The 24,384-nt window shown below is 71.2% G+C and carries 25 protein-coding genes; 10 read left to right on the forward strand and 15 right to left on the reverse strand.

Going from position 1 to position 24,384, the window contains the following annotated elements; translation table 11 throughout:
• Positions 1–31 precede the first annotated feature (31 nt).
• Positions 32–805: a DNA-formamidopyrimidine glycosylase family protein gene (locus ABD882_RS01915; RefSeq protein WP_345183765.1), complete on the forward strand. Its 774-nt coding sequence runs from the start codon at positions 32–34 to the stop codon at positions 803–805.
• 25 nt (positions 806–830) lie between these two features.
• Here ABD882_RS01915 and ABD882_RS01920 read toward each other — a convergent pair whose 3' ends face one another.
• The gene (locus tag ABD882_RS01920; protein WP_345183767.1) at positions 831–1,238 is read right to left on the reverse strand and encodes a DapH/DapD/GlmU-related protein; all 408 of its coding nucleotides are present in this window, start codon (positions 1,236–1,238) and stop codon (positions 831–833) included.
• A gap of 161 nt (positions 1,239–1,399) precedes the next feature.
• Positions 1,400–1,819: a hypothetical protein gene (locus ABD882_RS01925; protein WP_345183769.1), complete on the reverse strand. Its 420-nt coding sequence runs from the start codon at positions 1,817–1,819 to the stop codon at positions 1,400–1,402.
• A gap of 87 nt (positions 1,820–1,906) precedes the next feature.
• Between ABD882_RS01925 and ABD882_RS01930 the strand changes: the two genes are divergently transcribed.
• Together ABD882_RS01930 and ABD882_RS01935 are read left to right on the forward strand one after the other, a co-directional pair.
• A complete protein-coding gene (locus tag ABD882_RS01930; protein ID WP_345183771.1) occupies positions 1,907–2,638 on the forward strand; it encodes a helix-turn-helix transcriptional regulator in 732 nt (243 codons plus the stop codon).
• A 23-nt stretch (positions 2,639–2,661) separates the two neighbouring features.
• Positions 2,662–3,399: a LysR substrate-binding domain-containing protein gene (locus ABD882_RS01935; protein WP_345183773.1), complete on the forward strand. Its 738-nt coding sequence runs from the start codon at positions 2,662–2,664 to the stop codon at positions 3,397–3,399.
• A gap of 56 nt (positions 3,400–3,455) precedes the next feature.
• Here the strand turns inward: ABD882_RS01935 and ABD882_RS01940 are convergent, their stop codons facing one another.
• A complete protein-coding gene (locus tag ABD882_RS01940) occupies positions 3,456–6,008 on the reverse strand; it encodes an ATP-dependent Clp protease ATP-binding subunit (RefSeq protein ID WP_345183775.1) in 2,553 nt (850 codons plus the stop codon).
• Between the two features lie 123 nt (positions 6,009–6,131).
• Between ABD882_RS01940 and ABD882_RS01945 the strand changes: the two genes are divergently transcribed.
• A complete protein-coding gene (locus ABD882_RS01945) occupies positions 6,132–6,866 on the forward strand; it encodes a glutamine amidotransferase-related protein (protein ID WP_345183777.1) in 735 nt (244 codons plus the stop codon).
• Positions 6,867–6,888: 22 nt separating this feature from the next.
• Here ABD882_RS01945 and ABD882_RS01950 read toward each other — a convergent pair whose 3' ends face one another.
• A complete protein-coding gene (locus tag ABD882_RS01950) occupies positions 6,889–7,374 on the reverse strand; it encodes a glutaminase (protein ID WP_345183779.1) in 486 nt (161 codons plus the stop codon).
• 113 nt (positions 7,375–7,487) lie between these two features.
• On the opposite strand from ABD882_RS01950, the gene purU reads away from it, so the two are divergent.
• Positions 7,488–8,351, forward strand: a complete 864-nt coding sequence (gene purU, locus ABD882_RS01955) for a formyltetrahydrofolate deformylase (protein ID WP_345183781.1) — start codon at positions 7,488–7,490, stop codon at positions 8,349–8,351.
• A gap of 161 nt (positions 8,352–8,512) precedes the next feature.
• Here purU and ABD882_RS01960 read toward each other — a convergent pair whose 3' ends face one another.
• The 8 genes from ABD882_RS01960 to ABD882_RS01995 form a co-directional block, all read right to left on the reverse strand.
• Positions 8,513–9,544 (reverse strand): NAD(P)H-dependent flavin oxidoreductase, encoded by a 1,032-nt coding sequence (locus ABD882_RS01960; protein ID WP_345183783.1) that lies wholly within the window; start codon positions 9,542–9,544, stop codon positions 8,513–8,515.
• A gap of 67 nt (positions 9,545–9,611) precedes the next feature.
• Entirely contained in the window at positions 9,612–10,544 is a 933-nt protein-coding gene (locus ABD882_RS01965; protein WP_345183785.1) for an EamA family transporter, read from the reverse strand.
• Positions 10,545–10,602: 58 nt separating this feature from the next.
• Positions 10,603–11,760: an alcohol dehydrogenase catalytic domain-containing protein gene (locus ABD882_RS01970; protein ID WP_345183787.1), complete on the reverse strand. Its 1,158-nt coding sequence runs from the start codon at positions 11,758–11,760 to the stop codon at positions 10,603–10,605.
• A 1-nt stretch (position 11,761) separates the two neighbouring features.
• Entirely contained in the window at positions 11,762–12,547 is a 786-nt protein-coding gene (locus tag ABD882_RS01975) for an HAD family hydrolase (RefSeq protein WP_345183789.1), read from the reverse strand.
• Positions 12,544–13,752, reverse strand: coding sequence for a TIGR03364 family FAD-dependent oxidoreductase (locus tag ABD882_RS01980; RefSeq protein ID WP_345183791.1), 1,209 nt, complete (start codon positions 13,750–13,752; stop codon positions 12,544–12,546). Before ABD882_RS01980 ends, ABD882_RS01975 begins: the two co-directional genes overlap by 4 nt.
• A complete protein-coding gene (phnE, locus tag ABD882_RS01985; protein ID WP_345183793.1) occupies positions 13,749–15,485 on the reverse strand; it encodes a phosphonate ABC transporter, permease protein PhnE in 1,737 nt (578 codons plus the stop codon). The genes ABD882_RS01980 and phnE overlap by 4 nt, the downstream gene beginning before the upstream one ends.
• Entirely contained in the window at positions 15,482–16,378 is an 897-nt protein-coding gene (phnC, locus tag ABD882_RS01990; RefSeq protein WP_345183794.1) for a phosphonate ABC transporter ATP-binding protein, read from the reverse strand. Before phnC ends, phnE begins: the two co-directional genes overlap by 4 nt.
• A 155-nt stretch (positions 16,379–16,533) precedes the next feature.
• Positions 16,534–17,466 (reverse strand): phosphate/phosphite/phosphonate ABC transporter substrate-binding protein, encoded by a 933-nt coding sequence (locus tag ABD882_RS01995; RefSeq protein ID WP_345183796.1) that lies wholly within the window; start codon positions 17,464–17,466, stop codon positions 16,534–16,536.
• A gap of 175 nt (positions 17,467–17,641) precedes the next feature.
• On the opposite strand from ABD882_RS01995, the gene ABD882_RS02000 reads away from it, so the two are divergent.
• From ABD882_RS02000 to ABD882_RS02010, 3 genes are all read left to right on the forward strand, one after another.
• Positions 17,642–18,388 carry a GntR family transcriptional regulator gene (locus ABD882_RS02000; protein WP_345183798.1) on the forward strand — a complete coding sequence of 249 codons (747 nt, stop codon included), beginning with the start codon at positions 17,642–17,644 and terminating at the stop codon, positions 18,386–18,388.
• Between the two features lie 83 nt (positions 18,389–18,471).
• Complete coding sequence (gene kynA / locus ABD882_RS02005; RefSeq protein ID WP_345183800.1) at positions 18,472–19,320, forward strand: tryptophan 2,3-dioxygenase; 849 nt, start codon at positions 18,472–18,474, stop codon at positions 19,318–19,320.
• Between the two features lie 4 nt (positions 19,321–19,324).
• Positions 19,325–20,191, forward strand: a complete 867-nt coding sequence (locus tag ABD882_RS02010; protein ID WP_345183802.1) for a hydrolase — start codon at positions 19,325–19,327, stop codon at positions 20,189–20,191.
• A gap of 9 nt (positions 20,192–20,200) precedes the next feature.
• Here ABD882_RS02010 and ABD882_RS02015 read toward each other — a convergent pair whose 3' ends face one another.
• Both ABD882_RS02015 and ABD882_RS02020 read right to left on the reverse strand, forming a co-directional pair.
• Complete coding sequence (locus tag ABD882_RS02015) at positions 20,201–20,824, reverse strand: histidine phosphatase family protein (RefSeq protein ID WP_345183804.1); 624 nt, start codon at positions 20,822–20,824, stop codon at positions 20,201–20,203.
• A 6-nt stretch (positions 20,825–20,830) separates the two neighbouring features.
• A complete protein-coding gene (locus ABD882_RS02020; protein ID WP_345183806.1) occupies positions 20,831–21,226 on the reverse strand; it encodes a DUF5684 domain-containing protein in 396 nt (131 codons plus the stop codon).
• Positions 21,227–21,362: 136 nt separating this feature from the next.
• On the opposite strand from ABD882_RS02020, the gene aspS reads away from it, so the two are divergent.
• Both aspS and ABD882_RS02030 read left to right on the forward strand, forming a co-directional pair.
• The gene (gene aspS / locus ABD882_RS02025) at positions 21,363–23,144 is read left to right on the forward strand and encodes an aspartate--tRNA ligase (RefSeq protein ID WP_345183808.1); all 1,782 of its coding nucleotides are present in this window, start codon (positions 21,363–21,365) and stop codon (positions 23,142–23,144) included.
• Between the two features lie 178 nt (positions 23,145–23,322).
• Entirely contained in the window at positions 23,323–23,838 is a 516-nt protein-coding gene (locus tag ABD882_RS02030) for a GNAT family N-acetyltransferase (protein ID WP_345183810.1), read from the forward strand.
• A 9-nt stretch (positions 23,839–23,847) separates the two neighbouring features.
• Here ABD882_RS02030 and ABD882_RS02035 read toward each other — a convergent pair whose 3' ends face one another.
• Positions 23,848–24,309 carry a hypothetical protein gene (locus ABD882_RS02035; protein WP_345183812.1) on the reverse strand — a complete coding sequence of 154 codons (462 nt, stop codon included), beginning with the start codon at positions 24,307–24,309 and terminating at the stop codon, positions 23,848–23,850.
• Positions 24,310–24,384: the final 75 nt, after the last annotated feature.

Here is a 24,384-nt window from a genome sequence, read left to right on the forward strand (position 1 = left end):
ACGGATCCCGCAACCGCCGAGAGGGCCGCCCATGCCTGAGGGCGACACCGTCTACCGCGCCGCCCGACGCCTCGACCGGGCGCTGAGCGGCGGCACGGTGACGCGATTCGATCTGCGGGTGCCGGAGCGGGCGACGATCGATCTGACCGGATCGGTCGTGCACGAGGTGGTGCCGCGCGGCAAGCACATCCTGATGCGGATCGGGGATCGCACGTTCCGTTCGCACCTGCGCATGGACGGCGCCTGGCACCTGTACCACCCGGGCGAGCGATGGCAGGCGCCCGCGCATATGGCCAGGGCCGTCGTCGCGACGGCCGACGCGGAGGCCGTCGGCTTCGATGTGTCGATGCTCGCGGTGGTCCCGACCACCGCGGAGAGCGAACTCGTCGGGCATCTCGGCCCGGACCCGCTCGGGCCGGACTGGGACCTTTCCGAGGCCGCGCGACGACTCGGATCCGATCCGCGCCCGATCCACGTCGCCCTGCTCGATCAGCGCAACGTGGCGGGTTTCGGCAACGAGTATGCGGCGGAACTGCTGTTCCTGCGCGGCGTGCTGCCCACCCGCCCCGCGACCGAGGTGGACGCCGATGCGCTGCTGGAACTGGGAGCGCGCACCATCCGCGCCAACCGGGATCGCCCCGCGCGCACCTTCACCGGCGTCGCCCTGCGCGGGCGGACCACCTGGGTGTACGGCCGCGCACGTCGGACGTGCCGCCGCTGCGGAGCCCTCATCGAGACCGGCGAACTCGGCGCGGATCCGGCCGAGGAGCGCCGCACCTTCTGGTGCCCGCGCTGTCAGCGCTGAGCGCGCCCGCGGTGGGCGGACCGGATCAGGCCGCCAGCCACAGCCCCTTGCGGTCGGTGTCCACCATCATCCCGGCGGCGACGGTCTCGTCGTCGCCGATGCGCGCGCCGCGGGCGATGCGGGCGTTCGGACCCACCTCGGTGCGCACGCCGATGCTCGCCCCGTCGCCCACCACGGCACCCTGGCCGATGTGGGCGTGGGCTTCGATGTGGGCGTTCACGCCCACCATGGCATCCGGTTCGATCCACGCGCCGCGCGCGACGTGCGCACCGGCCCCGATCTTCGCGCCCGGTTCGACGTAGGCGCCGGCTTCCACGACTGCCTGCGGGTGCACTTTGGCACCGTGCGCGACGAGGCCGCGGCCATTGGCGTGCTTGCGATAGCGCAGCGTCCCGCCGTGGCCGTCCTCGATATCGACGTAGTTCTTACCCACGAAAACCTCCCGTGCCCGGGACTTTTCCCGGATATATCTGCAACCGCGGCGGGGCCGGATCTATTCCCGTGCACGGAGTTCGCGCGTGTCGCGGCGTCCAACGCGACAGCACGTGGCGGAACGGCGCGCCTCTCCGCACGCGCGCCCTTCCGTCCGCGCATTCAAGGACGGCGAGCGCGCTGCCGCGCGGCCGCGAGGCTCGACAATGCCAGCGCCGCCACGAGCAGTCCGAAGTCGCGCAGCGCGATGTCGAGGTAGCCGCCGACACCGATGAGACTCACGATGATGCCGAGCAACCAGGCCGCCACCACGTACCCGCCGATCCGAGGCAGGAAGGCGACGAGGATGCCGGCGACGATCTCGACGGCGCCCACGATGAGCATGAACGTGTGAGCGTCGATGCCGACCAGGTGGTTGATCCACGGGGCCAGATACCGTTCCCAGTCGGGGGTGAGGACCCGCACGTACTTGTCCAGGCCGAACAGGATCGGGGCGACGACGAAGACCGTGCGCAACAGCAGGAAGGCCTGCCTGTTCCCGTCTTGCATCAAGCCGCGTCGGATCTCGGTGGAGGTGGTCATGACTGCTCCCTTTTCTAAATGACTATGAAGTTAAAAATAGAAGATGGATCCTCTAAAATCAAGCAGATCTTCCGTTAGAATGAGGAGATGAGCATCTCCGAACAGGCGGCGGGCATCGGGGCTCTCGCGGATCCCACGCGTCGAGCTCTGTACGAGCACGTGATCGCGCAGCGGGACGCGGTGACGCGTGAGAGCGCGGCCGAAGCCATCGATGTCCCCGTGCACGTGGCCCGCTTCCAGCTCGACCGTCTGGTCGAGCTGGGTCTGCTGGAGGCCGAGTTCCGCCGCCTGACCGGGCGCCGCGGCCCCGGCGCCGGGCGCCCTTCCAAGCTCTACCGCCGCGCCGCCGGCACCATCGCAGTGTCGCTGCCGCCTCGGCGATTCGACCTCGCCGGGCATCTCCTCGCCCGCGCGATCGAACGCTCCGCCGACGGCACGCCGGTCGACGTCGCGCTGGATGAAGTCGCTCGTGCGGAGGGCGACGCCTACGGCACGCGACTCCACGACGACGCTCTCGATGACGCGACGAGCGAGAGCGGTTCGGCCGCCGCCCGGACGGATGATGCGGATCGCGAGCTGGATCGGATGGGGCAGGCGCTGGCCGGTCAGGGGTATGAACCGCGAACCGCGGAGGGCCGGATCGTGCTCGCGAACTGCCCGTTCCACGATCTGGCGCGCGCCCACACCGACCTCGTCTGCGGGATGAACCTCGCGTACATCGAGGGGGTTGCCGGCGGCCTCGGCTGTCACCGCCTCGACGCGAAGCTCCAGCCGGACGCCGAGCGGTGCTGCGTCGTCATCCGCGCCGACGCGTCCTGATCCCGCGCCGGTACGCTGAGGGCATGAGCAGACGAGGCGCGTCCGGCGGCCGCAAGCCCGCCGCGCGACCCGCAAGAAGCGGTGCTCGCGCGTCCGGCAAGAACAACCCCCGGCCGCGCCCGAAGAGCACGGCGAAAATCGTCTTCGACGCCCCGCCCGCAGCTCCGGAGCCGCGCACCCTGCGCCTCGGCGCGGTGCCCGGCGCGACGCCGGGCCGCTGGATCGACACCTGGAAGGATCGGATGCCGCTCGTCACGCTCGAGCTTGTGCCGATCTCGTTCGCGACCCAACGCGCGGCCCTGACCGACGGCTCGGTCGATCTGGCCCTGGTGCGTGCGCCGTTCGAGAAGGACGGGATGCACGTGATCCCTCTCTACGACGAGCTCCCGGTCGTCATCGCGTCCACCGAGTCGCACCTGCTGGCGGCGGACGAACTGACCCCCGCCGATCTCGACGGCGAGACGCTGCTCACGAGCACCGAGGACGTGCTGGGCGAGCTGGACCTCCCCGTCATCCCGTCCCGGATCCCGCCGCTGGACACCGTCGAGGACGCGATCGCCACAGTCGCATCGGGCGCCGGGATCGTTGTCGCCCCGATGTCACTCGCGCGGCTGCACCACCGCAAGGACGTCGAGTATCGGATCCTCCGCGACGTCCCCGTCTCCTCGGTGCTGCTCGCATGGCCGATCGAGCAGGCCACGCCCGACATCGAGGCGTTCGTCGGGGTCGTCCGCGGCCGCACCGCCAACTCTTCGCGCTGACGCACCGAGGGCGGGGCGGTCCGTGAGGATCGCCCCGCCCTTGTCCGTCGCCGGGACTATGCCGCCTGCGCGAGCCGCGCCGCTGCGGAGATCCGCAGCCGGTCGCCCTCGGCGTCCACGACCACGCGCCCGCCGTCGACCAGCTCGCCGGATACGAACAGATCCGCGATCCGATCATCGACCTCCCGCTGGATCAGCCGGCGCAGCGGGCGTGCTCCGTACTCCGGCTCGTAGCCGTGCTCACCGAGCCACGCCACGGCCGCGTCGGTCACGTCGAGCGCGACCTCACGCCCCTCGAGGCGCTGCGACGTCGCCCGCAGCAGCAGGCGCACGATGCGGCCCAGCTCGTCGCGGCCGAGCTTGGAGAACAGCACGATCTCGTCGATCCGGTTCAGGAACTCCGGCCGCATGGCCTCGCGCAGCTTGCCCATCACGCGAGCCCGCAGATCCGCCTGCGAGGCGAACCCGTTCGCTGACGCGTCCTGCGAGGACACGAACCCGAGCGCGCCCGAGCGCGAGGCGAGGAACTCGGATCCGATGTTCGAGGTCATCACGATCACGGTGTTGCGGAAGTCGACCGTGCGCCCCTGTCCGTCGGTGAGCCGACCGTCGTCGAGCACCTGCAGCAGCAGGTTGAACACGTCGGGGTGCGCCTTCTCGATCTCGTCGAACAACACGATCGAGTACGGATTGCGCCGCACCCGCTCCGTGAGCTGCCCGGCCTCGTCGTAGCCGACGTATCCCGGAGGGGCGCCGACGAGCCGCGACACGGTGTGCCGCTCGCCGAACTCGCTCATGTCGAAGCGGATCACGGCCGTCTCGTCGTCGAACAGGCGATCGGCGAGGGCTTTCGCGAGCTCGGTCTTGCCGACACCGGTCGGGCCGAGGAACAGGAAGGATCCGACCGGTCGGCGCGCGTCGCCCATGCCGGTGCGGTTGCGTCGCACGGAGCGGGCGACCGCGGCGACTGCGTCGTGCTGACCGATCACGCGGGTGTGCAGGTCGGCCTCCAACTCCCCCAGCCGCTCGCGCTCGGTCTCGGTCAGGCGACTGACCGGGATGCCGGTGGCGCGCGCGATCACCGCGGCGATCTCGGCCTCACCGACGACCGTGCTCTCCGTATCCGCCCGTACGGCGGACTGTCCGGCCTCGTCGATCCGGGTCTGCACGGCCGCGATCTCGTCGCGGATCCGCGAGGCCTCCTCGTAGTGCTCCGCGCCGACGGCGGCGTTCTTGCGCGCCTCCAGATCGGCGAGCTCCGCGAACAGCGCCTCGACGTCGGTGACGACGCCCAGCCGCAGCCGCAGGCGGGCGCCCGCCTGATCGATCAGGTCGATCGCCTTGTCCGGCAGCACGCGGTCGGGCAGGTAACGGGCGCCGAGCTCGACGGCCGCGCGGATCGCATCGTCGGTGTAGGTGACCGCGTGGTGCTGTTCGTACGCGGGCTTCAGCCCGTCGAGGATGCGCACGGCGTCCTCGATCGAGGGCTCGGCGACCCGCACCGGCTGGAAGCGGCGCTCGAGCGCCGGATCCTTCTCGATCCGGCGGTACTCCGAGAGTGTGGTCGCGCCGACCAGGTGCAGGTCGCCCCGGGCGAGGCGGGGCTTCAGGATGTTGCCGGCGTCCAAGCCGCCGCTCTCCCCGGATCCGCCCGCGCCGACGACGGTGTGCACCTCGTCGATGAACACGATGATCTCGCCCTTGTGCGCGGCGATCTCGTCCATCGTCTTGGTGAGGCGCTCCTCGAAGTCGCCGCGGTAGCGCGTGCCGGCGAGCATCGCGGGCAGGTCGAGCGACACGACGCGGCGATCCTTGAGCTGTGCGGGAACGGCGCCCTCCACGATCGCGCGGGCGAGCCCTTCCACGATCGCGGTCTTGCCGACGCCGGCCTCGCCGATCAGCACCGGGTTGTTCTTGGTGCGGCGGCTGAGGATCTCGATGGTCTGCTCGATCTCGGAGGTGCGGCCGATCACCGGGTCGAGCCGTCCTTCGCGGGCCCGGGCGGTGAAGTCGAGGCCGTACTGGTCGAGCAGCGGCGTCGCGGACATCGCCTGCGGAGCTTCCCGCTCCTGCTCGGCCCCCGCGGCGACGGGCTCGCGCAGGCTCTGCGTGAGCGCCTCCGCCGTGACACCGGCGCGTTCGAGGATCTGCCCCGCGGGCGCATCCTGACCCAGCACCAGCGCGAAGAACACGTGCTCGGGCTCGATGTAGGTCGACCCCGAGGAGCGCGCCACCTGATAGGCGTGGAACAGCGCGCGGCTGGCGCTGGGCGTGATCGCCGCGGCCTCGTCCGAGGATTCCGCTCCTGGTGCGGGCAGGCGCGCCTCGACCGCGTCGATGATGGCCTGCGGGGTCACCCCGATGTTGCGGATCGCCTGGTCGACGGCGTCGTCCTCGACGATCATGCGCAGCACGTGCAGCGCGTCGAGCTCGGTCTGGCCGCGCTCGAGCGCGAAGCGGCCGGCGCGCTGCAGGATCCGCTGGGTGCGCACCGTGAGGAACCGGCTGAGGTCGATCGACCGGGTCTGCCGGGCCTGCTCACCCGCGAGGTAACGGGCCAGGAACTCGTCGAACGAGCCCGAACCCGCGTCGGTGAAGTCGTTGGGCATTTCGCTTCCTCTCAAACTTGAGCGTTGTGCTGTCAACTTCAACGACTCGAGGTCGGAGTTATTCCCGGCGTCATCCGGGGACCCCGACTCGGCCGGGAATCGCCCCTCCTCTAGAATCCTGGAATGGCCTCGCTCCTCTATGTCGGCGTGCGCCCTGAGCTGGATGCGGCGACGGCGGAGCGCGCGTCCTTCCGCGTGGCCCTCGGCGTCGATTCCGACGGCCTCGACCGCATCGATCTCACCACCGTCCCGCTGCCTGCGGACGCGTTCGACCGCTACACCGGTTTCGTCATCGGCGGATCGCCGTACAACGTGACAGACGCCAGCAAGTCCCCGACGCAGCTGCGGGTCGAGGCGGATCTCGAACGCATCGCCGCCCGCGCGCTCGTGGGCGAGACCACGGCCTTCTTCACCTGTTTCGGGATCGGTGTGGTCACCCGCCTGCTGGGCGGCACGGTCACGACCGACCACCCCGAGGAGGCGGCGGCGGCCGAGATCCGCACCACCGCGGAGGGCGCGGCGGATCCGCTGTTCGGCCCGGCCGGCGCGGCGTTCCACGCGTTCACGGCGCACAAGGAGGGATCTGTCGAGGTGCCGCCGGACGCGGTCCTGCTCGCCGCGAACGACGACTGCCCCGTGCAGGCATACCGCGCCGGCGCCGACCTGTACGCGACGCAGTTCCACCCCGAGCCGTCGCCCCGGGACTTCGCCGACCGCATGGTGTTCTACCGCACCACCGGCTACTTCGACCCCGACGCGTTCCACACCGTGCAGGAGGCCGTCCTCGGTTCGGTCGTGACCGAGCCGTCGCGCATCCTGCACCGCTTCGGCGAGCGTGCCCTCCTGCGGGGTCGTTGATCCCAGCCCTCCTGACCGCGGATCAGGGGCGGTCGCTGTGCAGCAGGGCGATCCGGTCGTCCAGATATGCCTCCAGCGGCATGTAGCCGCCCGCGGCCGACCAGCGCACTGAGGGAACGCCGTCGACGTGGGCGAGCGGGCCGGAGGATCCGCCGGCCGCGACCCGGTCGAGGTCGATCGGCGTCCAGCCGACATGCACGATCTCGCCGTTCGCGAAGCCGCCGCGGGAGGCCTCGGCGCGACGCTCCGCCCGCGCCCTGGCCGACTCGGAGGCGTATCCGCGGCGCACGGGCTCTGCGGCGCGGAGCACTTCGGCCGTCGCGAGCAGCGCGTCGTGGGTGAGCAGCAGCACCCCGACGTGCCACGCGGATCCGGCCCGCACGATCCGCGGCGCCCGCCAGCGCGAGGACTTCTCCCGCCCGAGCGCCTCGGCCGGCACGTCGGCGAGGGCGACGCGCGCGGCGGCGAGGAGAGCGCTGATCGCCTCGGAAGCGGCGGGAATGGTCACGCTCCCAGGCTAACGATCGCGGCCGAACCGCGGGGGTCGGCTGTCATCGGATTGGCCACGGTTCGGCGAGCAGGGCAGAATCGACGCACACCCCCTGCTCGCGAGGAGACGCCATGGCGCAGCCCGACACCGCCCGACTGCTGATCGCCTGCGACGACCAGCCCGGCATCGTCGCGGCCATCGCCGGCGTGCTCGCCGCGCACGAGGTGAACATCATCTCGCTGGACCAGCACTCGACCGACGCCGAGGGCGGACGCTTCTTCCAGCGCACCGTGATCCACCGCGAGGGGCTTGCCGCCCACCGCCCCTCGCTGGAGGCGGACCTCGCCGCCGTGGCCGAGCGGTTCGGCATGGACTGGTCGCTGCACGACGCGGCGAAGCGCAAGCGCGTGGCGATCTTCGTGTCGAAGTACGACCACTGCCTGATGGAGCTGCTGTGGCGCGCCCAGCGCGGCCAGCTGGACGTCGACGTCACGATGGTCGTCTCGAACCACCCGGATCTCGCCGACGCCGTGCGCACGTTCGGGGTGCCGTTCGTGCACATCCCGTCCGCGCCCGGCGCCGAGGCCAAGGCCGAGATGGAACGCCGCCAGCTCGAGCTGCTGCAGGGCAACGTCGACCTCGTCGTGCTCGCGCGCTACATGCAGATCCTCACCGACGACTTCATCCGCGACGTCGGCGCCCCGGTGATCAACATCCACCACTCGTTCCTGCCCGCCTTCATCGGTGCCAACCCCTACGCCCGGGCGAAGGAGCGCGGGGTGAAGCTCATCGGCGCGACCGCGCACTACGCCACCGCCGATCTCGACGAGGGTCCGATCATCGAGCAGGACGTGACCCGGGTCACGCACGCCGAATCCGCCGCCGAGCTGCAGAACCGCGGCGCCGACGTCGAGCGCCTCGTGCTCGCCCGCGCCGTGCAATGGCATGCGGAGGACCGCGTGATCGTTCACGGTCGGTCGACCGTCATCCTCTGAGGCGAGCCTGCGCCTTCCGCCAGGTCCGGTGCCGTCGCCGTGTCCCGAGATCAGGCGATGTGACCGAGATCAGGACGATCTGCGCAGATTTGCCTGATCTGGGTCAGTTCTCCTGATCTGGGGATCGGATCCCCGTGCCGGGAGCGAACGAGGGCGGATCCTCAGCGCGTGGGCACTCCGGCCACGAGCTCCGCGAACGCCTCGGCGGCGGTGTCGTAGCGGGCCAGGGGTGCCGACTGCCCCATCCACAGCGACTGCAGCTCGCCCTTCCCCTGCACGGCCGCGGGGGCGCGGAAGCGGCCGGTGATCCAGTTCTGCGCGGGGAACGGGGCGATGGATCCGGCCTGCTCGATCTCGGCGACCGCGCGATTGCGCGCGCCGCGTGCGAGCCGTCCGCTCATGGCGCGGGTGAGCACGGTGCCCTCGGCCGGGGTCGCACGGATCGCGGCCCGGTGCGCGTCGTTCGCCGCCGACTCCGTGGTGCCGAGGAAGGCGGTCCCGGTCTGCACGCCGGCGGCGCCGAGCGCGAAGGCCGCGGCGACCCCGCGCCGGTCCGAGATGCCGCCGGCCGCGATCACGGGCACGCCGACCGCGTCGACCACCTGCGGCAGCAGCGAGAACAGGCCGACCAGGGACTCCTCCGCCCGGTCCAGGAACGACACCCGATGTCCGGCTGCCTCAGCCCCGGTCGCGACGACGGCGTCGACGCCGCCCTCGGCGAGCGCGACCGCCTCGGCGACCGTGGTGGCGGTGCCGACCACGCGGATCCCTCGCGCGTGCGCCTCGGCGACGACGTCCGGTGCGGGAACCCCGAACACCACGCTGAGCACGGCGGGGGCCACCTCCCAGATCGCATCCAGCTGCTCCTGCACCGGGGGCAGGTACCGCTCGGGGCGGGCGGGGATCTCGGCGCCGACCTCGGCGAAGAACGGGGCGAGCGCTGCCGCGTACCCGTCGTGCTCCGGTCCCGGCGCGACCTCATCGCCGGTGGGCAGCCAGATGTTCACGGCGAACGGCCGATCCGTCACGGCACGGATCCGGGCGGCGGTCTCGAGGATCCGGTCGCCGTCATAGCCGTACAGCCCGTACGACCCCAGCCCTCCCGCCTCGCTCACCGCGGCCACGAGCGCAATCGAGGAGAGCCCGCCGAACGGGGCGAGAACGATCGGATGTGCGAGATCGAAAAGGCTCATGCGTCCGACGTTACGCCCGCGCCTGGGCCTTGATCGGGCGTATGACGGACTCAGCGGCGGGCAGGCCTCAGTCGGGGACGACCGGGATGGATCCGGTCATGAACGAGGGCGGCTCCTCTTCCGGCCCGGCGCCCCGGCGCTTGCGCGCGCCCGCGGTCACGCCGACGCTCGCGACCACCACGAGGGCGATCGCGGCCAGGCGCAGGCCGGAGGCGTGCTGGCCCAGCACGAGAAAGCCCGCGAGGGTCGCGAACACCGGCTCGAGGCTGAGCAGGATCCCGAACACCCGCTGCGGCAGTCGACGCAGCGCCGCGAGCTCCAGCGTGTACGGGATCACCGAGGCGAGCAGCGCGGTCACCGCCGCGAGCAGGAGCACCTTCGGATCGCCGACCGCGGTCACCGCGGCGGGCACCCCGAACGGCAGCAGCAGGATCGCGCCGACCGCGAGCGACACGGCGAGCCCCTCGGTACCGGTGGTGACCGCGCCGACCCGCGCACTCATCCGGATGTACATGATCCAGAAGCCCGCGGCGATGAGCGCGAACAGCACGCCCAGCGGATCCAGTCCCTCGGCGCCGACCATCCCGTCCACGCCGAGCAACCCCATCCCGATCAGCGCCACGCCGACCCAGACGGCGTCGGCGACCCGGCGGGTGAGCACGGCGGAGAGGACCAGCGGTCCGAGGAACTCGATCGCGACGGCAGGGCCGAGCGGGATCCGGTCGATCGCCGCGTAGAACATGCCGTTCATCGCGGCGATCGAGATCCCGAACAGGATCGCGGCCGTCCACTGCGCGCGGTTCCACCGCCCCAGCCGGGGGCGCGCGATGATCAGCACCACGACCGCCGCGATCAGCACCCGTAGCCCGGTGACGCCCCAAGACCCGAGCTCGGGGAAGATCATCGTCGCGACGGCGGCGCCGAAGGGCAGCGAGAGGCAGGATCCGACGACGAGCAGCACGCCGAGAGCGGGCTGCGGCGGTCGGTTCTGGGCGCTCATCCGACAAGCCTGGCACGACCAGGGCTCCGCGCGCGGACACGGGCGTCACACCCGGGGCTCAGCGCGGCGTGAGCCCGATCCGCAGCGGCGCGCCGGGAGCGGCAGCCTGGACGAGGGCCGCGTCCAGGGCGGCCAGTGGGTGCACCACGCCCACCGCCTCGGCGAACGGATGGGCGCGCCCGCGGCCCGCCATGAACGCGGCGGCGGCGTGCAGCTCGGCGCCGGTGTAGTTGTGCACCCCGGCGACGGCGATGAGGCCGCGGACGATCCGCTCGGCGTCGAGCGGCACCGGATCCGTCGGGAACACGCTGCCCAGCAGCACCACCGCACCGCCCACGTCGACGGCGTCGAGCGCGGCGGCCACGGCGCGCCCCGAGGCCTCGATCACCAGGTCGGCGCCCTCTTCGACGACATCGTCCGGGCCGACCGCGGCGAGGCCGAACCGCTCGGCGAACGCGCGCCGCGCGGGGTCGGGATCCGCGATCCGCACGTGCCCGCCCAGTTCGGCGGCGATGACGGCCGCGGTCAGTCCGACGAGTCCGGCGCCGAAGACCAGCACCCGCTCGCAGGCGAGCACCGCGGCGTCCTCCCCCGTCACCGGAGAGGGATCGGGCCGCCCCCGTCCGCGCAGCGCCGCCCCGCGAACGATGCCGGCCCAGGCGGTCGCCGTCGCGCACGACACGGGCGCGAGCGCGGCGGCGGGCAGAGCCTCGGGCACGCGCACGATCGTCGTGCCCGCACGCAGATGCACGTGCCCGGCGAAGGACCCGGTGAGCTCCCAGCGGGGCTCGATGCGGGCGTGTCCGTACTTCGCGAGATCCCGGCACTTCTGGGTGAGCCCGGCGACGCAGCGGTCGCAATGGCCGCAGGACACCGTGACCGACCAGATCACGCGGTCGCCGATGTGCAGTTCCGCGCCGTCCGCACCCCGCACGCCCTCATCACCGATCGCGATGATGCGCCCGACGCTCTCATGCCCGAGCACGAGGGGCGTGGGGGCGTGCCGCCGCCCCTGCACGGTGTGGATGTCGGATCCGCAGATCGTCGACATCTCCACCGCGACGAGCGCGTCATGCGGGGCGAGGGCGACACCGGGAACCGCGAGCGCTTCGTGCGGGATGCCGACGCCGAGCCAGGCCATAGCGACGGCGGCCGGCCGCAGCGGCACGTCGTGCCGGTGCACGGGCTCGGCCGGGCGGAGCAGCGCCGTGCGCATCTCAGCCGGCCGCGATCGGCACGGGGACCGGATCCGCGGCGACCGGATCCGCGACGCGTGCAACACCAGAGAACCCGGGAAGCAGCCCGCGTCCGGCGAGCACGGCGGCGAGCTCTGTCACGTCGGCGAGCACCGCGTCCGGGGCCGCACTCTCCAGCGCAGCCCGGTCGTGCGCGCCGCTCAGCACTCCGGCGACGAAGCCTGCGCCGGCGCGACGGCCGGACTGCACGTCGCTGATCGTGTCGCCGGCGACAGCCACCGCCTGCACCGACGACGCGCCCGCGCGCAGCAGCGCGGTGAGCACGAGATCGGGGGCGGGGCGGCCTCGGCCGGCGTCGACGGGCGAGAGCGCCCCGTCGACGAGGTCGCGCCAGCCCAGGCCGTCGACGAGCGCGTCGCGGGTGACGGGGGCGAAGCCCGTGGTGAGCCACACCTGCAGGCCCGCGTCGCGGAGGGCGCGGATCGCGTCGGCCGCGCCGGGGATCTCGGTCACGCCCTGCGCGGCGACGATCTCGGCGTACGCGAGCTCGAACTGCTCCGTGGCGCGCTCAGCCACGGCGACGTCGCCGTCGGCGAGGTGCGTGAACACGTCGATCTTGGACTGCCCCATGGTGTCGCGCACGTACTGCAGGGCGGCGTCCCAGCCGATGCGGGCGGCGACGCCGGTGCGCTCGGCCGCGCGCTGGAACGCCTGCTCCACGACCCCGTCATCGAGCACGGTGGTGCCCGCCATGTCCAGCACCACAAGTTCGATCGGGGTGCTCCCCTGCGGCGTGTGCGCGCTCATGCGTTCTCCTCCTGTGCGATGCCGCCGACGGTGGCGGACGTTGATGCGATGTCCGAGCCCCACCCGAACACGCGGGTGGTCTCGGTCTCGGCGAGCCCGAGGCCCGTGGTCATGCCGATGCCGGTGGTCACGGCGAGGACGAGCACGCCGGGCTCGGGCTCCTCGATGAGGAACTCCTCCGCGGCCGACGCGTACACGCCCTGCCAGCGCTCCAGCACCCGCACCCGGCGGATGTCGAACAGCTCTTGCGCGCCGGTGAGGAACGCGTCGAAGGCGGCCTCGGACTGGAACGGATCCGGCTGCACGGCCTTGCGATGCGAGTCGCCGAGCAGCAGGGTGCCGTCCGGCAGCTGGGTGTACATCTGGTTCAGGTCGAGGGCCGCCAGGTCGGGGTGGCGCGTGTGCAGCCGCTCGCGGAGCGGCTTCGCGGTACCGAGCGCGGCGAACCGGCGGTAGCGCACCAGCGACCAGCCCGTGAGCACCGGAGCGTGCAGGGGCGCGGGCAGATCGACTGCGACGCGCATCATGTCGAGCGCGCAGCGCACCATACCGGCCCGCTCTGCCACTTCGGGCAGCAGCTGATCGAGGTCGTGGTTCACCGCGACGACGACGTCGGTGGCCACGATGTCGCCACGGGTCGTGTACACGACGCCCGTCGCGACGCCCGTGACGGCCGTGCGGAAGCGGAACTCCACGCCGAGCTCGACGAGGTGCCGCACGATCGCGGCCCCCGCCTCGCGCGGGTTCACCTGCAGGTCGCCGTCGACCAGGGCACCGCCGCGGACGATCTCCGCGCGCACCGGCGCCAGCGCGGTCACCTCCGACGGCCCGAGCAGCCGGATCCCGGCGCCGGCCGCACCGCTCGTCGCGTCCACCGCAGTGGCCTCGTCGAGCAGCGCGAGCTCATCATGTTCGCGGGAGACCACGAGCGTGCCCGACGCGCGCACCCAGAAACCGGCCTCGGCGGCGAGCCGCAGCCAGATGCCGCGGGAGGTCTCCCCGTAGCCGCGCGCGAGCCCTTCCTGCGCCCCGATGCAGAGGTGCCCGAAGTTGCGGATCGTGGATCCGACCGGACGCTCGGTGCGGTCGACCACGACGACCCGCAGGCCACGGCGGACGGCGGCGTACGCGGCCCCGAGACCGACGATCCCGGATCCGACCACCGCGACGTCGAAGCGATCCGCGATCCCGTCGCCCCGGCTCACCGGAACACCTTCCGCATCCACATCGCGAGTCCCTCGACCACGAGCACGGTGGCGAGGATCATGAGCACGATCGCCGTCACCACCTCGTAGCGCGATCCCTGCCCGGCGTTCAGCAGGTAGTAGCCGACGCCGCCACCGCCGACGATGCCGAGGATCGTCGCCGCGCGGATGTTCGTGTCGAGCATGTAGAAGCTGTGCCCGATCAGCGCCTGCACGCCCTGCGGCACGGTCGCCGACGCATACGTCTGCAGCCGGGTCGCACCGACAGCGCGCAGCGCCCGTTCCGGACCGCGGTCGACCTCCTCGAAGGAGTCGGCGACGAGCTTTCCGAGCAGGCCGATGCCGCCGATCGCGAGCGCGACGATCCCGGCGGTCGCGCCCAGGCCCGTCACGACGATGAGCACGATCGCGAGGATCAGCTCGGGAATCCCGCGGATGCCGACGAGCAGGAACCGGGCGACGCCGCGCACGGTTCCGGTGGGCGCCACGTTGCGGGCGGCGAAGGATCCCAGGATCAGCGACGGCAGCAGGGTCAGCACGGTCGCGGCGAGCGCGATCGCGATCGTGTCGCGCATCGCACCGATCATCACGGAGGCGTCGTAGTTGCCGAAGTCCGGGGGCCAGAACTTGGCCACGGTCTCCGGGATCTTCGCCCACACGGTGACGAGGTCGCCCCATTGGATCTGGCAGACGAGCACGCTGCCGATCACGATCGCCACCGCGACCCAGCCGGCGACCGTGTTGCGGCGGCGTTCGGGGGTCCACGGCCGGTGCAGGGCGGTGGCCGGAGAGGCGGCCCAGGCGGGTGCGGGAGCGACGGACGCCTCCGCGACGCGACGGAGCCGCGGGTGCAGGATCCGGTCGATCCAGGAGCGGGTCTGCGCGGTCTCGCCGAGCATGGCGCCGCGCACCGCGCTGGAGATGACCTCCATGACCACGCAGAGCACGAAGATCACGAGGGCGATGCCGAGGCCGCGACCGTAGTTGAGCGCCTTGAACGCGTAGGACATCTCCAGGCCGAGGCCGGCGACGCCGACGTATCCGAGCACGACACTGCCGCGCAGGTTGATGTCGTTGCGGTGCAGCACTGTCGCGACCCAGCTGGGCAGCACCTGCGGCAGCACGCCGGCGGTGAACTGCTGCAGCGTCGTGCCCCCGGCGGCGCGGATCGCGAGCCGCGGCCCCTCGTCGATCTGCTCGATCGCGTCGGCGAACATCTTCGAGATCATGCCGATGGAGTGGATCCCGATCGCGAGGATGCCGGGAAGCGTGCCCAGGGAGAACATCAGCACGAACGCCATCGCGAGCACGACATCGGGGATCGAGCGCGTGAGCACGCCGATGAAGCGCGCGGCACCGCGCCAGCCCGGACCCGGCGTCGTGTTGGACGCGGCGAGGTAGGCGATAGGCGCCGAGAGCGCGGCGGCGAGGAGCGTGCCGACCAGCACGAGCCCGACCGTGAGTGCGATGAGCCAGAGCAGGTCGAGGGGCGCGGGGAACGTGAGCGCGCCGACCCGGGTGAAGAAGCGCTGCGCGTTGTCCCCGCTCTGGAACACGCCCGTGAGCGAGAATCCGCTCTGCACGAGCGAGAGGATCCCGAGCACGACGAGCGCGATGAGGGTGAGCCCCGCAGCGACCCGCTCGGGCGAGACGCGGGGGCGCGGCGCCCGGGACGCGATGTCCCCGGGGACAACCGGGCGGCTCGCGCGCGGCGGGGCGGCGAGCGCGGTCACGCGGGCACGCCCGCAACGGTCGCGGAGCTTTCCGGAACCCCGGCCGCTGAGCCTGTCGAAACCCCGGTCGCTGAGCCTGTCGAAGCGTCGATGAGCTCGGAGGTGACGGCGGTGAGCTCGGCCGTGGTCGTCGCGACCCGGCCGTAGATCTCCATGACCGCGGCTTTGCTGAGACCCGCGGTCGGGGTGTCCAGCACGACCTCGCCGTGCCGCAGGCCCACGATGCGGTCGGCCCAGCTGATCGCGAGATCGACCTGGTGCAGGCTGCACACGACGGTGAGGCCTTCGTCGGCGGCGATCTCGCGGATCAGCGCCATGACCTGGTCGCTGGATTCGGGGTCGAGCGAGGCGACGGGCTCGTCGGCGAGCAGGATCTCGGGGCGCTGCATGAGCGCGCGGGCGATCGCGACGCGCTGCTGCTGACCGCCAGAGAGCGTGTCGCTGCGCTGGTAGGCCCGATCCAGCAGCCCGACCCGGTCGAGGTGGCCGAGCGCCTGCAGCTTCGCGTCCTTGCCGTACCCCCAGAGCCCGAGACGCGGCCCGCGCACGGCGGAGAGCGATCCGGTCAGCACGTTCTCCAGCACCGTGAGCGACGGCACCAGCTCGAACTGCTGGAAGATGAAGCCGACCCGGCTGCGCAGCGCACGCAGCGCTGTGCCCTTCAGCGCGGGAACGGCGGATCCGAGCACCTCCACCTCACCGGACGTGGGAGTCTCCAGGCCGTCGAGGTGCCGCAGGAGCGTCGATTTGCCGGATCCGGACAGCCCGAGCAGCACGACGATCTCACCACGCGCGACGGACAGGTCGGCGCCCTTCAGCGCGGTGGTCGCGCCGAACTGCTTGGTGACGCCGGACAGACGGATGACCGGCTCGGCCGGGGCGGGGGTGCTCATGATGGTGCGCTCCTGGTTCGCATCGGAATCACTCCGCGAGACTCCGGATCCGGCATGAGACACCACGGCAGATGTGGTGTCTCATGCGGAAGGTGGCGTCTCGCGAGGGTCGGGGCCGCCGGACGATGCCGACGGCCCCGGAAGGGATCCTCAGATCACTTCTTGCACTGATCGGCCTTGGTCTTCTCGCAGATGTCGCGGATGATGTCGTAGTACTTGTCATCGACCGGCTTCGTCGCGTAGAACGTCGCCTTGAACGCCTCGCTGTCGGCGCCCTTGATACCGGCCTTGACGATGTCGTCGATCGTGATCTCCTTGAGCGCGGAGACGACCTTGTCGCTGGTCTCCTTCGGCAGCACCGAGGAGTAGACGAGCGGCGCACCGGGGACCATCGTCTTGGCGACGACGGTGACCTTGTCGCTCTTGGCGACCTCGGAGTCCTCGGCGAAGCCCGCCTCGCATTCCTTGGCCTCGCCGACCTTCTGCACGCTCACGTCGTGCTTGCCCGCGAACACCGGGGTGACGCCGGTCTTCGGGTCGATGCCGTCCTTGAGCAGGTTGTAGCTCGGGAACAGGTAGCCGGAGGTCGAGGACGGGTCGACGAAGCAGACCTTCTTGCCTGCGAAGTCCTTGATCGAGGTGATCGAGGATCCCTTCGGCACGATCGCCTCGGAGTAGTAGCCCGGCTCCTGGCCCTTCTTGGTGACGATCGAGGAGATCGGGGTGAGCTTGGCGCCCGCGTTGGTGGCGGTGATGTAGGTGAAGCCGGAGAACGACGCGACGTCGACCTTGCCGGCCACGGACGCCTCGATCAGGGCGGCGTAGTCGGTCGACTCGTGGTATTGGACCTTCTTGCCGGTCTGCTTCGCCAGGTAGTCCATGAGCGGCTGGTAGTTGGTCTGGGTGTCGACCGAGTCGGGCACGACGCCGAACACGAGGGTGTTCGCGTCGACGGCGTAGCCGCCGTTCGCGGCGGGAGCAGCAGTGGAGTCACCGGACGAGGTGGCGTTCGCCGCGCCGGAACAGCCGGCGAGGCCGAGAGCGAGGACGGCGGCGGCGGCCACGGCGGTGAGAGCACGAAGCTTCATGAGGACCTTTCGGGAGGGGAGGTGCGGAAGGAATCCTCGAAGACTCTCTCAAGTCCGACGGCGAGATGTATACCTAACTCGGCACAGTTCCTCGACTGTTCACCCGGGCGTTGCTTGCGTGAACAGTGATGAAACGCCGCTTTCCGGGAGTGTCGACGTCAAGTAGTATGCCTATGTGCACGAGGTTGTCTATACCCAGATCGCCGACGATCTGCGCGCCAGGATCGCCGCCGGCCAGTTGCGTCCCGGAGACGCGGTCCCCACCGAGGCCGAGCTCGCCGAGCGCTGGCGCACGTCGCGCGGCCCGATCCGCAACGCGCTCGCGGCCCTGCGCGGCGAAGGCCTCATCGAGACCGCGCGCGGCCGCCCGGCCCGGGTGGTCGAGCGCAAGGCGACGCAGGCCGTCGACGTGTCAGTGCCGTTCACCCGCTGGGCCCGCGAACTCGGCGCTCGGCCCGGTGCGCGCACGCAGGAGCTGAGCCTGCGCCGCGCCGGCACGGAGAAGGCACAGGCACTCGGCGTCTCCCCCGACGACACGATCGTCAGCGTCGTCCGGCTGCGCTTCCTCGATGACCGCCCGACCATGCTCGAGCGGCTGTTCTACACCGAGGAGGTGGGCCGGCTGCTGTTCACGATCGACCCCGACACGGTCTCGATCACGGAGTACCTCGGATCCCAAGGGCACCCCATCATCGGGCTGCAGCACGAGATCGACGCGGTCGCCGCCGACGAGCAGGACGCGGCGCTGCTGCAGGTGCCGCCGGGCACCCCGATCCTGCGCCTCAGCCGCACCTCCCGCGATGCCGACGGCCGCATCTTCGAGGCCAGCGAGGACCGCTACCTGTCGAGCATCGTGCGCTTCACCGTCGCCGGATCCGGCATCTCCCCCGAGGGTCAGTACCTCCGCGCGGTGGGTGGCTGATCCGCACGACGCCTCCGTCCACCCCAGACTGCGCATCAGGCGGGATGGGATACTGGACGCATCCATGACGAGGAGGTCGCCCGGTGGCGGACAACGAACGCGCGCTCGAAGACGGCATCGTGACGGACCTCAAGGATCGGATGACCTACGGGTCGTATCTCGATCTGGATCGCCTGCTCGGCGCGCAGCACCCGGTGAGCGTGCCCGAGCATCACGACGAGATGCTGTTCATCATCCAGCACCAGACCACCGAGCTCTGGCTGAAACTCGTGCTGCACGAGCTGGGCACCGCCCGCGACCGGCTCGCCGAGGATGACCTGCGCTCGGCGCTCAAGCACGTCGCGCGAGTGAAGCACATCCAGGAGGTGCTCACCCAGCAGTGGTCGGTGCTGGCCACGCTGACGCCCACCGAGTACGCGCAGTTCCGCGGCGACCTGGGCAACTCGTCCGGCTTCCAGTCCGTGCAGTACCGGGCGGTCGAGTTCGCGCTCGGCAACAAGAACGAGCGGATGCTGGGCGTGTTCCGCGCGCACCCGGAGAACCTCGCAATGCTGACTGCGGAGTGGGAGCGGCCGACCCTGTACGACGAGTTCCTGCGCCTCGCCGCGCGCCGCGGACTGCCGATCCCCGCCGAGATCCTGGAGCGCGACGTGCGCCAGCCGTACCGGATGCACGACTCCCTCGTGCCGGTGCTCACGCAGATCTACGAGCACCCGCACGAGCACTGGGATCTGTACGAGGCGTGCGAGGAGCTGGTCGACGTCGAGGACAACTTCCAGTTCTGGCGCTTCCGGCATCTGCGCACCGTGACCCGCACGATCGGCCGCAAGGTGGGCACCGGCGGATCCAGCGGCGTCGACTTCCTGCAACGCGCGCTCGATCTCACCTTCTTCCCCGAGCTGTACGCGGTGCGCACCGAGATCGGCCGGTAGCCCCGTGGCAGAGGGGTCGTACATCGGAGGGTTCACCGACCATCACGTCCACCTGCAGCTCGTGGACCCGAATCGGCTCGAGCAGTCCCTGCTGGGTCGCGTGCTGGATCTCGGATCCGCCCCGGCGGCGGTCTCGCGCTTCGCGCAGATCGTGGCGGCGCGATTCGGCGACGACCCGAGCGGCGTCTCGATCTCGTACGCCGGCGCGTTCCTGACCCCGCCTGGCGGATATCCCTCGGACCGCGCCTGGGCACCGCCCGGCTCGGTCCGCGAGGTCGCCACCCTGGCGGATGCGGCAGCGGCGATCGCGGAGATGAAGGCCGCAGGCGCCGCCGTGATCAAGATCGCGAGCAACAGCACGGCCGGTCCGGTGTTCGGTGACGGCATGATCAACTCGATCGTGCGCACCGCCGACCAGCTCGGTCTTCCCGTCGTCGCGCACGCCGAAGGCCCTGGCGAGGCCGAGCGCATGCCGGGACTCGGAGTCCGCGCGCTCGCGCATGCGCCCTTCAGCACGCCGCTGAGCGACACCGAGGTGGCCCGTCAGGCCGGGCGGATCGCCTGGATCTCGACCCTGGCGATCCATGACGGCGAGGCCAGGGAGATCGCGATCGACAACGTGCGGCGCTTCCACGCGCATGGCGGGACCGTCCGCTACGGCACCGACATGGGCAACGGCGACTCCCCCGTGGATCTGAACCCGGCCGAAGTCGAGGCGCTGCGGGAGGCGGGGATCCGCGGAGCCGCGCTGATCCGTGCGCTCGTGCCGGTCGCCGCCACGAACGGTCGCCGCTTCCTGCTGCCCGCGCGCGACGCGGATCCGTTCGACGTCGTCCCCGCCGTACCGGTGCGCCCGACGTCGGGGGCCTGAGGCCGCCGGTCAGACAGCGCCGAGGTCGATGCCGGCCGCCGCGGGCTCGGCGTACGCCACCTCGCGCCAGACGTCGCCGACCCGCTCGAACGACGTCACGCTCGACAGCGCGCACCGACGGCTGCGCGGATCGTGCCGCAGCGGCAGCCCGGCGACCGAGAGGTGCGTGATCCAGATCGGCGCCTGATGCGAGACGAACACGACGTCGCCGCCGTCCGCCTCGTGCCACGCGTCGTCCATCGCCGCGCGCATCCGATCCGCGATCGAGACGTACGGCTCTCCCCAGCTCGGCACCGACGGCCGGCGCAGGTGCCGCCAGTTCCACGGGTTCATCAGGGCACGCCGCATGCGCGTGCCCTCGAACACGTTCCACGGCTCGATGATGCGCTCCTCGAGCCGCGGCACGAGCCCGAACGCCGTGGCGAACGGCTCGGCCGACTCCTGGGTGCGCTCGAGCGGGGAGCAGCGCAGCTGCGTCACCGGCCGGTCAAGGCCCACGACGTGGTCGGCGGCGGCCTGCGCCATCCGCCGACCCGCGTCGCTCAGGTGATAGCCGGGCAGCCGCCCGTACAGCACGTGGTCAGGGTTGAAGACCTCGCCGTGCCGGACGAGGTGCAGTCTCTCTGCGGGCATCCCGGGTCAGGCGCGGCGGTACTGGGCCGAGCCGAATCCGATGATGAAGTAGCCGATGAACGAGAACAGCCAGAGCAGGAAGAACGAGAAGGCCCCGCCCTTGCCGAAGTTCTTGCCGAGCTTCACCGCGACGATGATCGCGAAGATGATGTTGACGATCGGGATCAGGTAGAGCAGCACGAACCAGCCGCTCATGCCCGCGATCTTGATCAGGTAGATCGCGTTCACGATCGGGATGATCGCGAGGATCCCGGGGTGGCCGGCCTTCGTGAACACCTTCCACAGCGCGATCGCGATGATCACGTAGAGGATCAGGGAGAAGGTGATGCTGCCGCCGGAGAACAGCGCGGCGTAGACGTTGCTGACCGCGTCGGTCGCGTCTGCGGTGGGGAGGATGTGCATGGGAGCGCCTTCCAGGATCGGTCGAGGGGTGGTGCTTGCCGCGAGTCTAGTGAGGCCGCGCCCTCCCCCACGAGGGGCGCGACGCGTCCCCGTAGAATGGCGGGTATCCCTTTTCCCCTAGCTGGAGGCATATTCCGTGCTTCGCACCCACACGGCAGGCGCACTGCGCGCCGCGCACATCGGTCAGACCGTCACCCTTGCGGGGTGGGTCGATCGCCGTCGTGATCACGGAGGAGTCGCCTTCATCGATCTGCGGGACGCCTCAGGGATCGCCCAGGTCGTCATCCGCGACGAGGAGATCGCCCGGCCGCTGCGCAGCGAGTTCGTGCTGCAGGTCACCGGCGAGGTCTCGCGTCGCCCCGCGGGCAACGAGAACCCGAACCTGCCGTCGGGCGAGGTCGAGATCGTGGTGGCGGACGTGGTCGTGCTGAACGAGTCGGCGCCGCTGCCGTTCCAGGTCTCGTCCGGCCTGGTCGAGGCCGATCCGGTCGGCGAGGACGTGCGGTTCAAGCACCGCTACCTGGACCTGCGCCGACCCGCCTCGATCGCGCCGCTGCAGCTGCGCTCGAAGGTCTACAAGGCGCTGCGCGACGTGCTGCACGAGCGCGCCTTCGTCGAGGTGGAGACGCCCACTCTCACCCGCTCCACCCCGGAGGGCGCCCGCGACTTCGTCGTGCCCGCGCGCCTGCACCCCGGCAGCTGGTACGCCCTGCCGCAGAGCCCGCAGCTGTTCAAGCAGCTGCTCATGGTCGGCGGCGTGGAGAAGTACTTCCAGATCGCGCGCTGTTACCGCGACGAGGACTTCCGTGCCGACCGCCAGCCGGAGTTCACCCAGCTCGACATCGAGATGGCCTTCGTCGATCAGGAGGACGTCATCGAGATGATGGAGGCTGTCCTCACCGCGATGTGGGCGACCATCGGCGTCGAGGTGCAGACCCCGCTGCCGCGGATGACCTATGCCGACGCGATGGCGAAGTACGGCTCGGACAAGCCCGACCTGCGCTTCGGCCTCGAACTCGTCGAGGCGACGGACTACTTCTCCGAGACCACGTTCCGCGTGTTCCAGGCCGACTACGTGGGCGCGGTCGTCATGCCCGGCGGCGCCTCGCAGCCGCGCAAGGTGCTCGACGCCTGGCAGGACTGGGCCAAGCAGCGCGGCGCCCGGGGACTGGCGTACGTCCTGTTCAACGAGGACGGCACGCTCGGCGGCCCGGTCGCCAAGAACCTCAGCGAGGCCGAGCAGGCGGGTCTCGCCGCGCTCGTCGGCGCCGCCCCCGGCGACTGCGCCTTCTTCGCCGCCGGATCCGCGAAGGACTCCCGCGCCCTGCTCGGGGCCGCGCGCGTCGAGATCGGCCGCCGCCTGGGCCTGCTCGACCCCGACGTGTTCGCGTTCACCTGGGTCGTCGACGCGCCGATGTTCGAGCCGGCCGCCGACGCGGTCGCCTCGGGCGACGTCGCCGTCGGTGCCGGCGCCTGGACCGCCGTGCACCACGCGTTCACCGGCCCCAAGCCGGAGTTCGAGGCGACCTTCGACACGGATCCGGGATCCGCCCTCGCCTACGCGTACGACATCGTCTGCAACGGCTCCGAGCTCGGTGGCGGATCCATCCGCATCCACCGCGAGGACGTGCAGAAGCGCGTCTTCGAGGTCATGGGCATCTCGGACGAGGTCGCCGAGGAGCAGTTCGGCTTCCTCCTCGAGGCGTTCACGTTCGGCGCTCCCCCGCACGGTGGCATCGCGCTCGGCATGGACCGCGTGCTACAGCACCTGTCCAAGACCGAGTCGATCCGCGAGGTGATCGCGTTCCCGAAGACCGGCAACGGGTTCGACCCGCTCACCGCCGCGCCGGCCCCGATCACGGCTGCCCAGCGCAAGGAGGCCGGCGTCGACGCCCAGCCCGAGGTCGTCGGCGCCTGACCCGCGTTTCGTCTCGCTGCTCCTTCGTCGCTGCTCGCTCAACGACCCCAGAAATATCGGGGTCGTTGAGCGACGACCGAGACGAACGCGTCCCCAGGAAAACTCGGGTCGTTGAGCGAGGACGGAGCGCAGCGACGACCGAGACGAAACGCCGTCTCCCGCGTGAAAGGATCGGGGCATGCTCGCCGATCTTGACCTGCCCGCGCCGCTCGAGACCCGGATCGGCGTGGTGACGCTGCGACGTGCACGGCCCGACGACGCCGCCGCGATCATCGCGCTGCTCGCCGATGACGCCATCAGCGCGTCCCGCGGGGACATGGCCGCGGAAGAGGACCTCCCGGCATACACGGCGGGCCTGGAGTCGGTGCTCGCGGATCCGTCGAACGATCTCCTCGTCGCCGAACACGACGGCACCGTGGTCGGAACGTTCCAGCTCACCCGGATCCCCGGGATGTCCCGCCGCGGCGCGACCCGGCTGCTCGTCGAGGCGGTGCGGGTGCGCGCGGATCTGCGCTCCACCGGGGTCGGATCCGCGCTGATGCGCTGGACCACGCAGGTCGCGGCACCCGCGCTCGGCACCCCCATGGTGCAGCTCACCTCGGACGCGCAGCGCGTCGACGCGCACCGGTTCTACGAGCGCCTCGGTTTCGTGGGCTCGCACCGCGGCTTCAAGTACGCGGCGCCCCTGCCCTGACGTCGGCGATCACTCCACGTCGTCCGGATCCGAGAGGTCCTCGACGGCGACCGGACGGGATCCGGCGAACATGACGCCGACGCCGTAGTCGTCTCCGATCTCGAGGCCGCACTCGGCGAACCGCATCATCCAGGTCCCGTCCGGCCAGACGACCGCCTCCGGGGCGCCGAACGGCGGATCCTGGGCCGCGAGCAGTGCACGATCGGCCTCCGACAGGTCACCGCGAGAGGCGGGCAGCTCATCCACGAGGTAGCCGATCGCGGCCTCGCTGAGCGCGCCGAAGCCGGCGACGATGCCCTGCGCGGCGTCTCTTGCCTCCGCACTCGGCTCCTCGGCCGGCTCGGCGATGATGCTCACCGTCCAGCCGCCGTCGCCGCCTTCGATCCCGGCGGTCCAGCAGGCGATGCCGTCCGGCGACTCGACGCGGATGAGGGTGGCGCCGTCGAGGTCGATCGCGTCGGGAAGGTCCATGCTCCGATCCAACCAGGCGCCCGGGCCGCAGGGAAGCCGTCGGCCCTTCGACAGGCTCAGGGACCGGCGATCCCG

It is taken from the genome of Microbacterium panaciterrae, from assembly GCF_039541635.1.
Taxonomy (GTDB): domain Bacteria; phylum Actinomycetota; class Actinomycetes; order Actinomycetales; family Microbacteriaceae; genus Microbacterium; species Microbacterium panaciterrae.

Coding starts and splice junctions, on each gene's coding strand:
- ABD882_RS01915 (WP_345183765.1), top strand. CDS start 32: ATGCCTGAGGGCGACACCGTCTACCGCGCCGCCCGACGCCTCGACCGG.
- ABD882_RS01925 (WP_345183769.1), bottom strand. CDS start 1,819: ATGACCACCTCCACCGAGATCCGACGCGGCTTGATGCAAGACGGGAAC.
- ABD882_RS01930 (WP_345183771.1), top strand. CDS start 1,907: ATGAGCATCTCCGAACAGGCGGCGGGCATCGGGGCTCTCGCGGATCCC.
- ABD882_RS01935 (WP_345183773.1), top strand. CDS start 2,662: ATGAGCAGACGAGGCGCGTCCGGCGGCCGCAAGCCCGCCGCGCGACCC.
- ABD882_RS01940 (WP_345183775.1), bottom strand. CDS start 6,008: ATGCCCAACGACTTCACCGACGCGGGTTCGGGCTCGTTCGACGAGTTC.
- ABD882_RS01945 (WP_345183777.1), top strand. CDS start 6,132: ATGGCCTCGCTCCTCTATGTCGGCGTGCGCCCTGAGCTGGATGCGGCG.
- purU (WP_345183781.1), top strand. CDS start 7,488: ATGGCGCAGCCCGACACCGCCCGACTGCTGATCGCCTGCGACGACCAG.
- ABD882_RS01960 (WP_345183783.1), bottom strand. CDS start 9,544: ATGAGCCTTTTCGATCTCGCACATCCGATCGTTCTCGCCCCGTTCGGC.
- ABD882_RS01965 (WP_345183785.1), bottom strand. CDS start 10,544: ATGAGCGCCCAGAACCGACCGCCGCAGCCCGCTCTCGGCGTGCTGCTC.
- ABD882_RS01970 (WP_345183787.1), bottom strand. CDS start 11,760: ATGCGCACGGCGCTGCTCCGCCCGGCCGAGCCCGTGCACCGGCACGAC.
- ABD882_RS01975 (WP_345183789.1), bottom strand. CDS start 12,547: ATGAGCGCGCACACGCCGCAGGGGAGCACCCCGATCGAACTTGTGGTG.
- phnC (WP_345183794.1), bottom strand. CDS start 16,378: ATGAGCACCCCCGCCCCGGCCGAGCCGGTCATCCGTCTGTCCGGCGTC.
- ABD882_RS01995 (WP_345183796.1), bottom strand. CDS start 17,466: ATGAAGCTTCGTGCTCTCACCGCCGTGGCCGCCGCCGCCGTCCTCGCT.
- ABD882_RS02015 (WP_345183804.1), bottom strand. CDS start 20,824: ATGCCCGCAGAGAGACTGCACCTCGTCCGGCACGGCGAGGTCTTCAAC.
- ABD882_RS02020 (WP_345183806.1), bottom strand. CDS start 21,226: ATGCACATCCTCCCCACCGCAGACGCGACCGACGCGGTCAGCAACGTC.
- ABD882_RS02030 (WP_345183810.1), top strand. CDS start 23,323: ATGCTCGCCGATCTTGACCTGCCCGCGCCGCTCGAGACCCGGATCGGC.
- ABD882_RS02035 (WP_345183812.1), bottom strand. CDS start 24,309: ATGGACCTTCCCGACGCGATCGACCTCGACGGCGCCACCCTCATCCGC.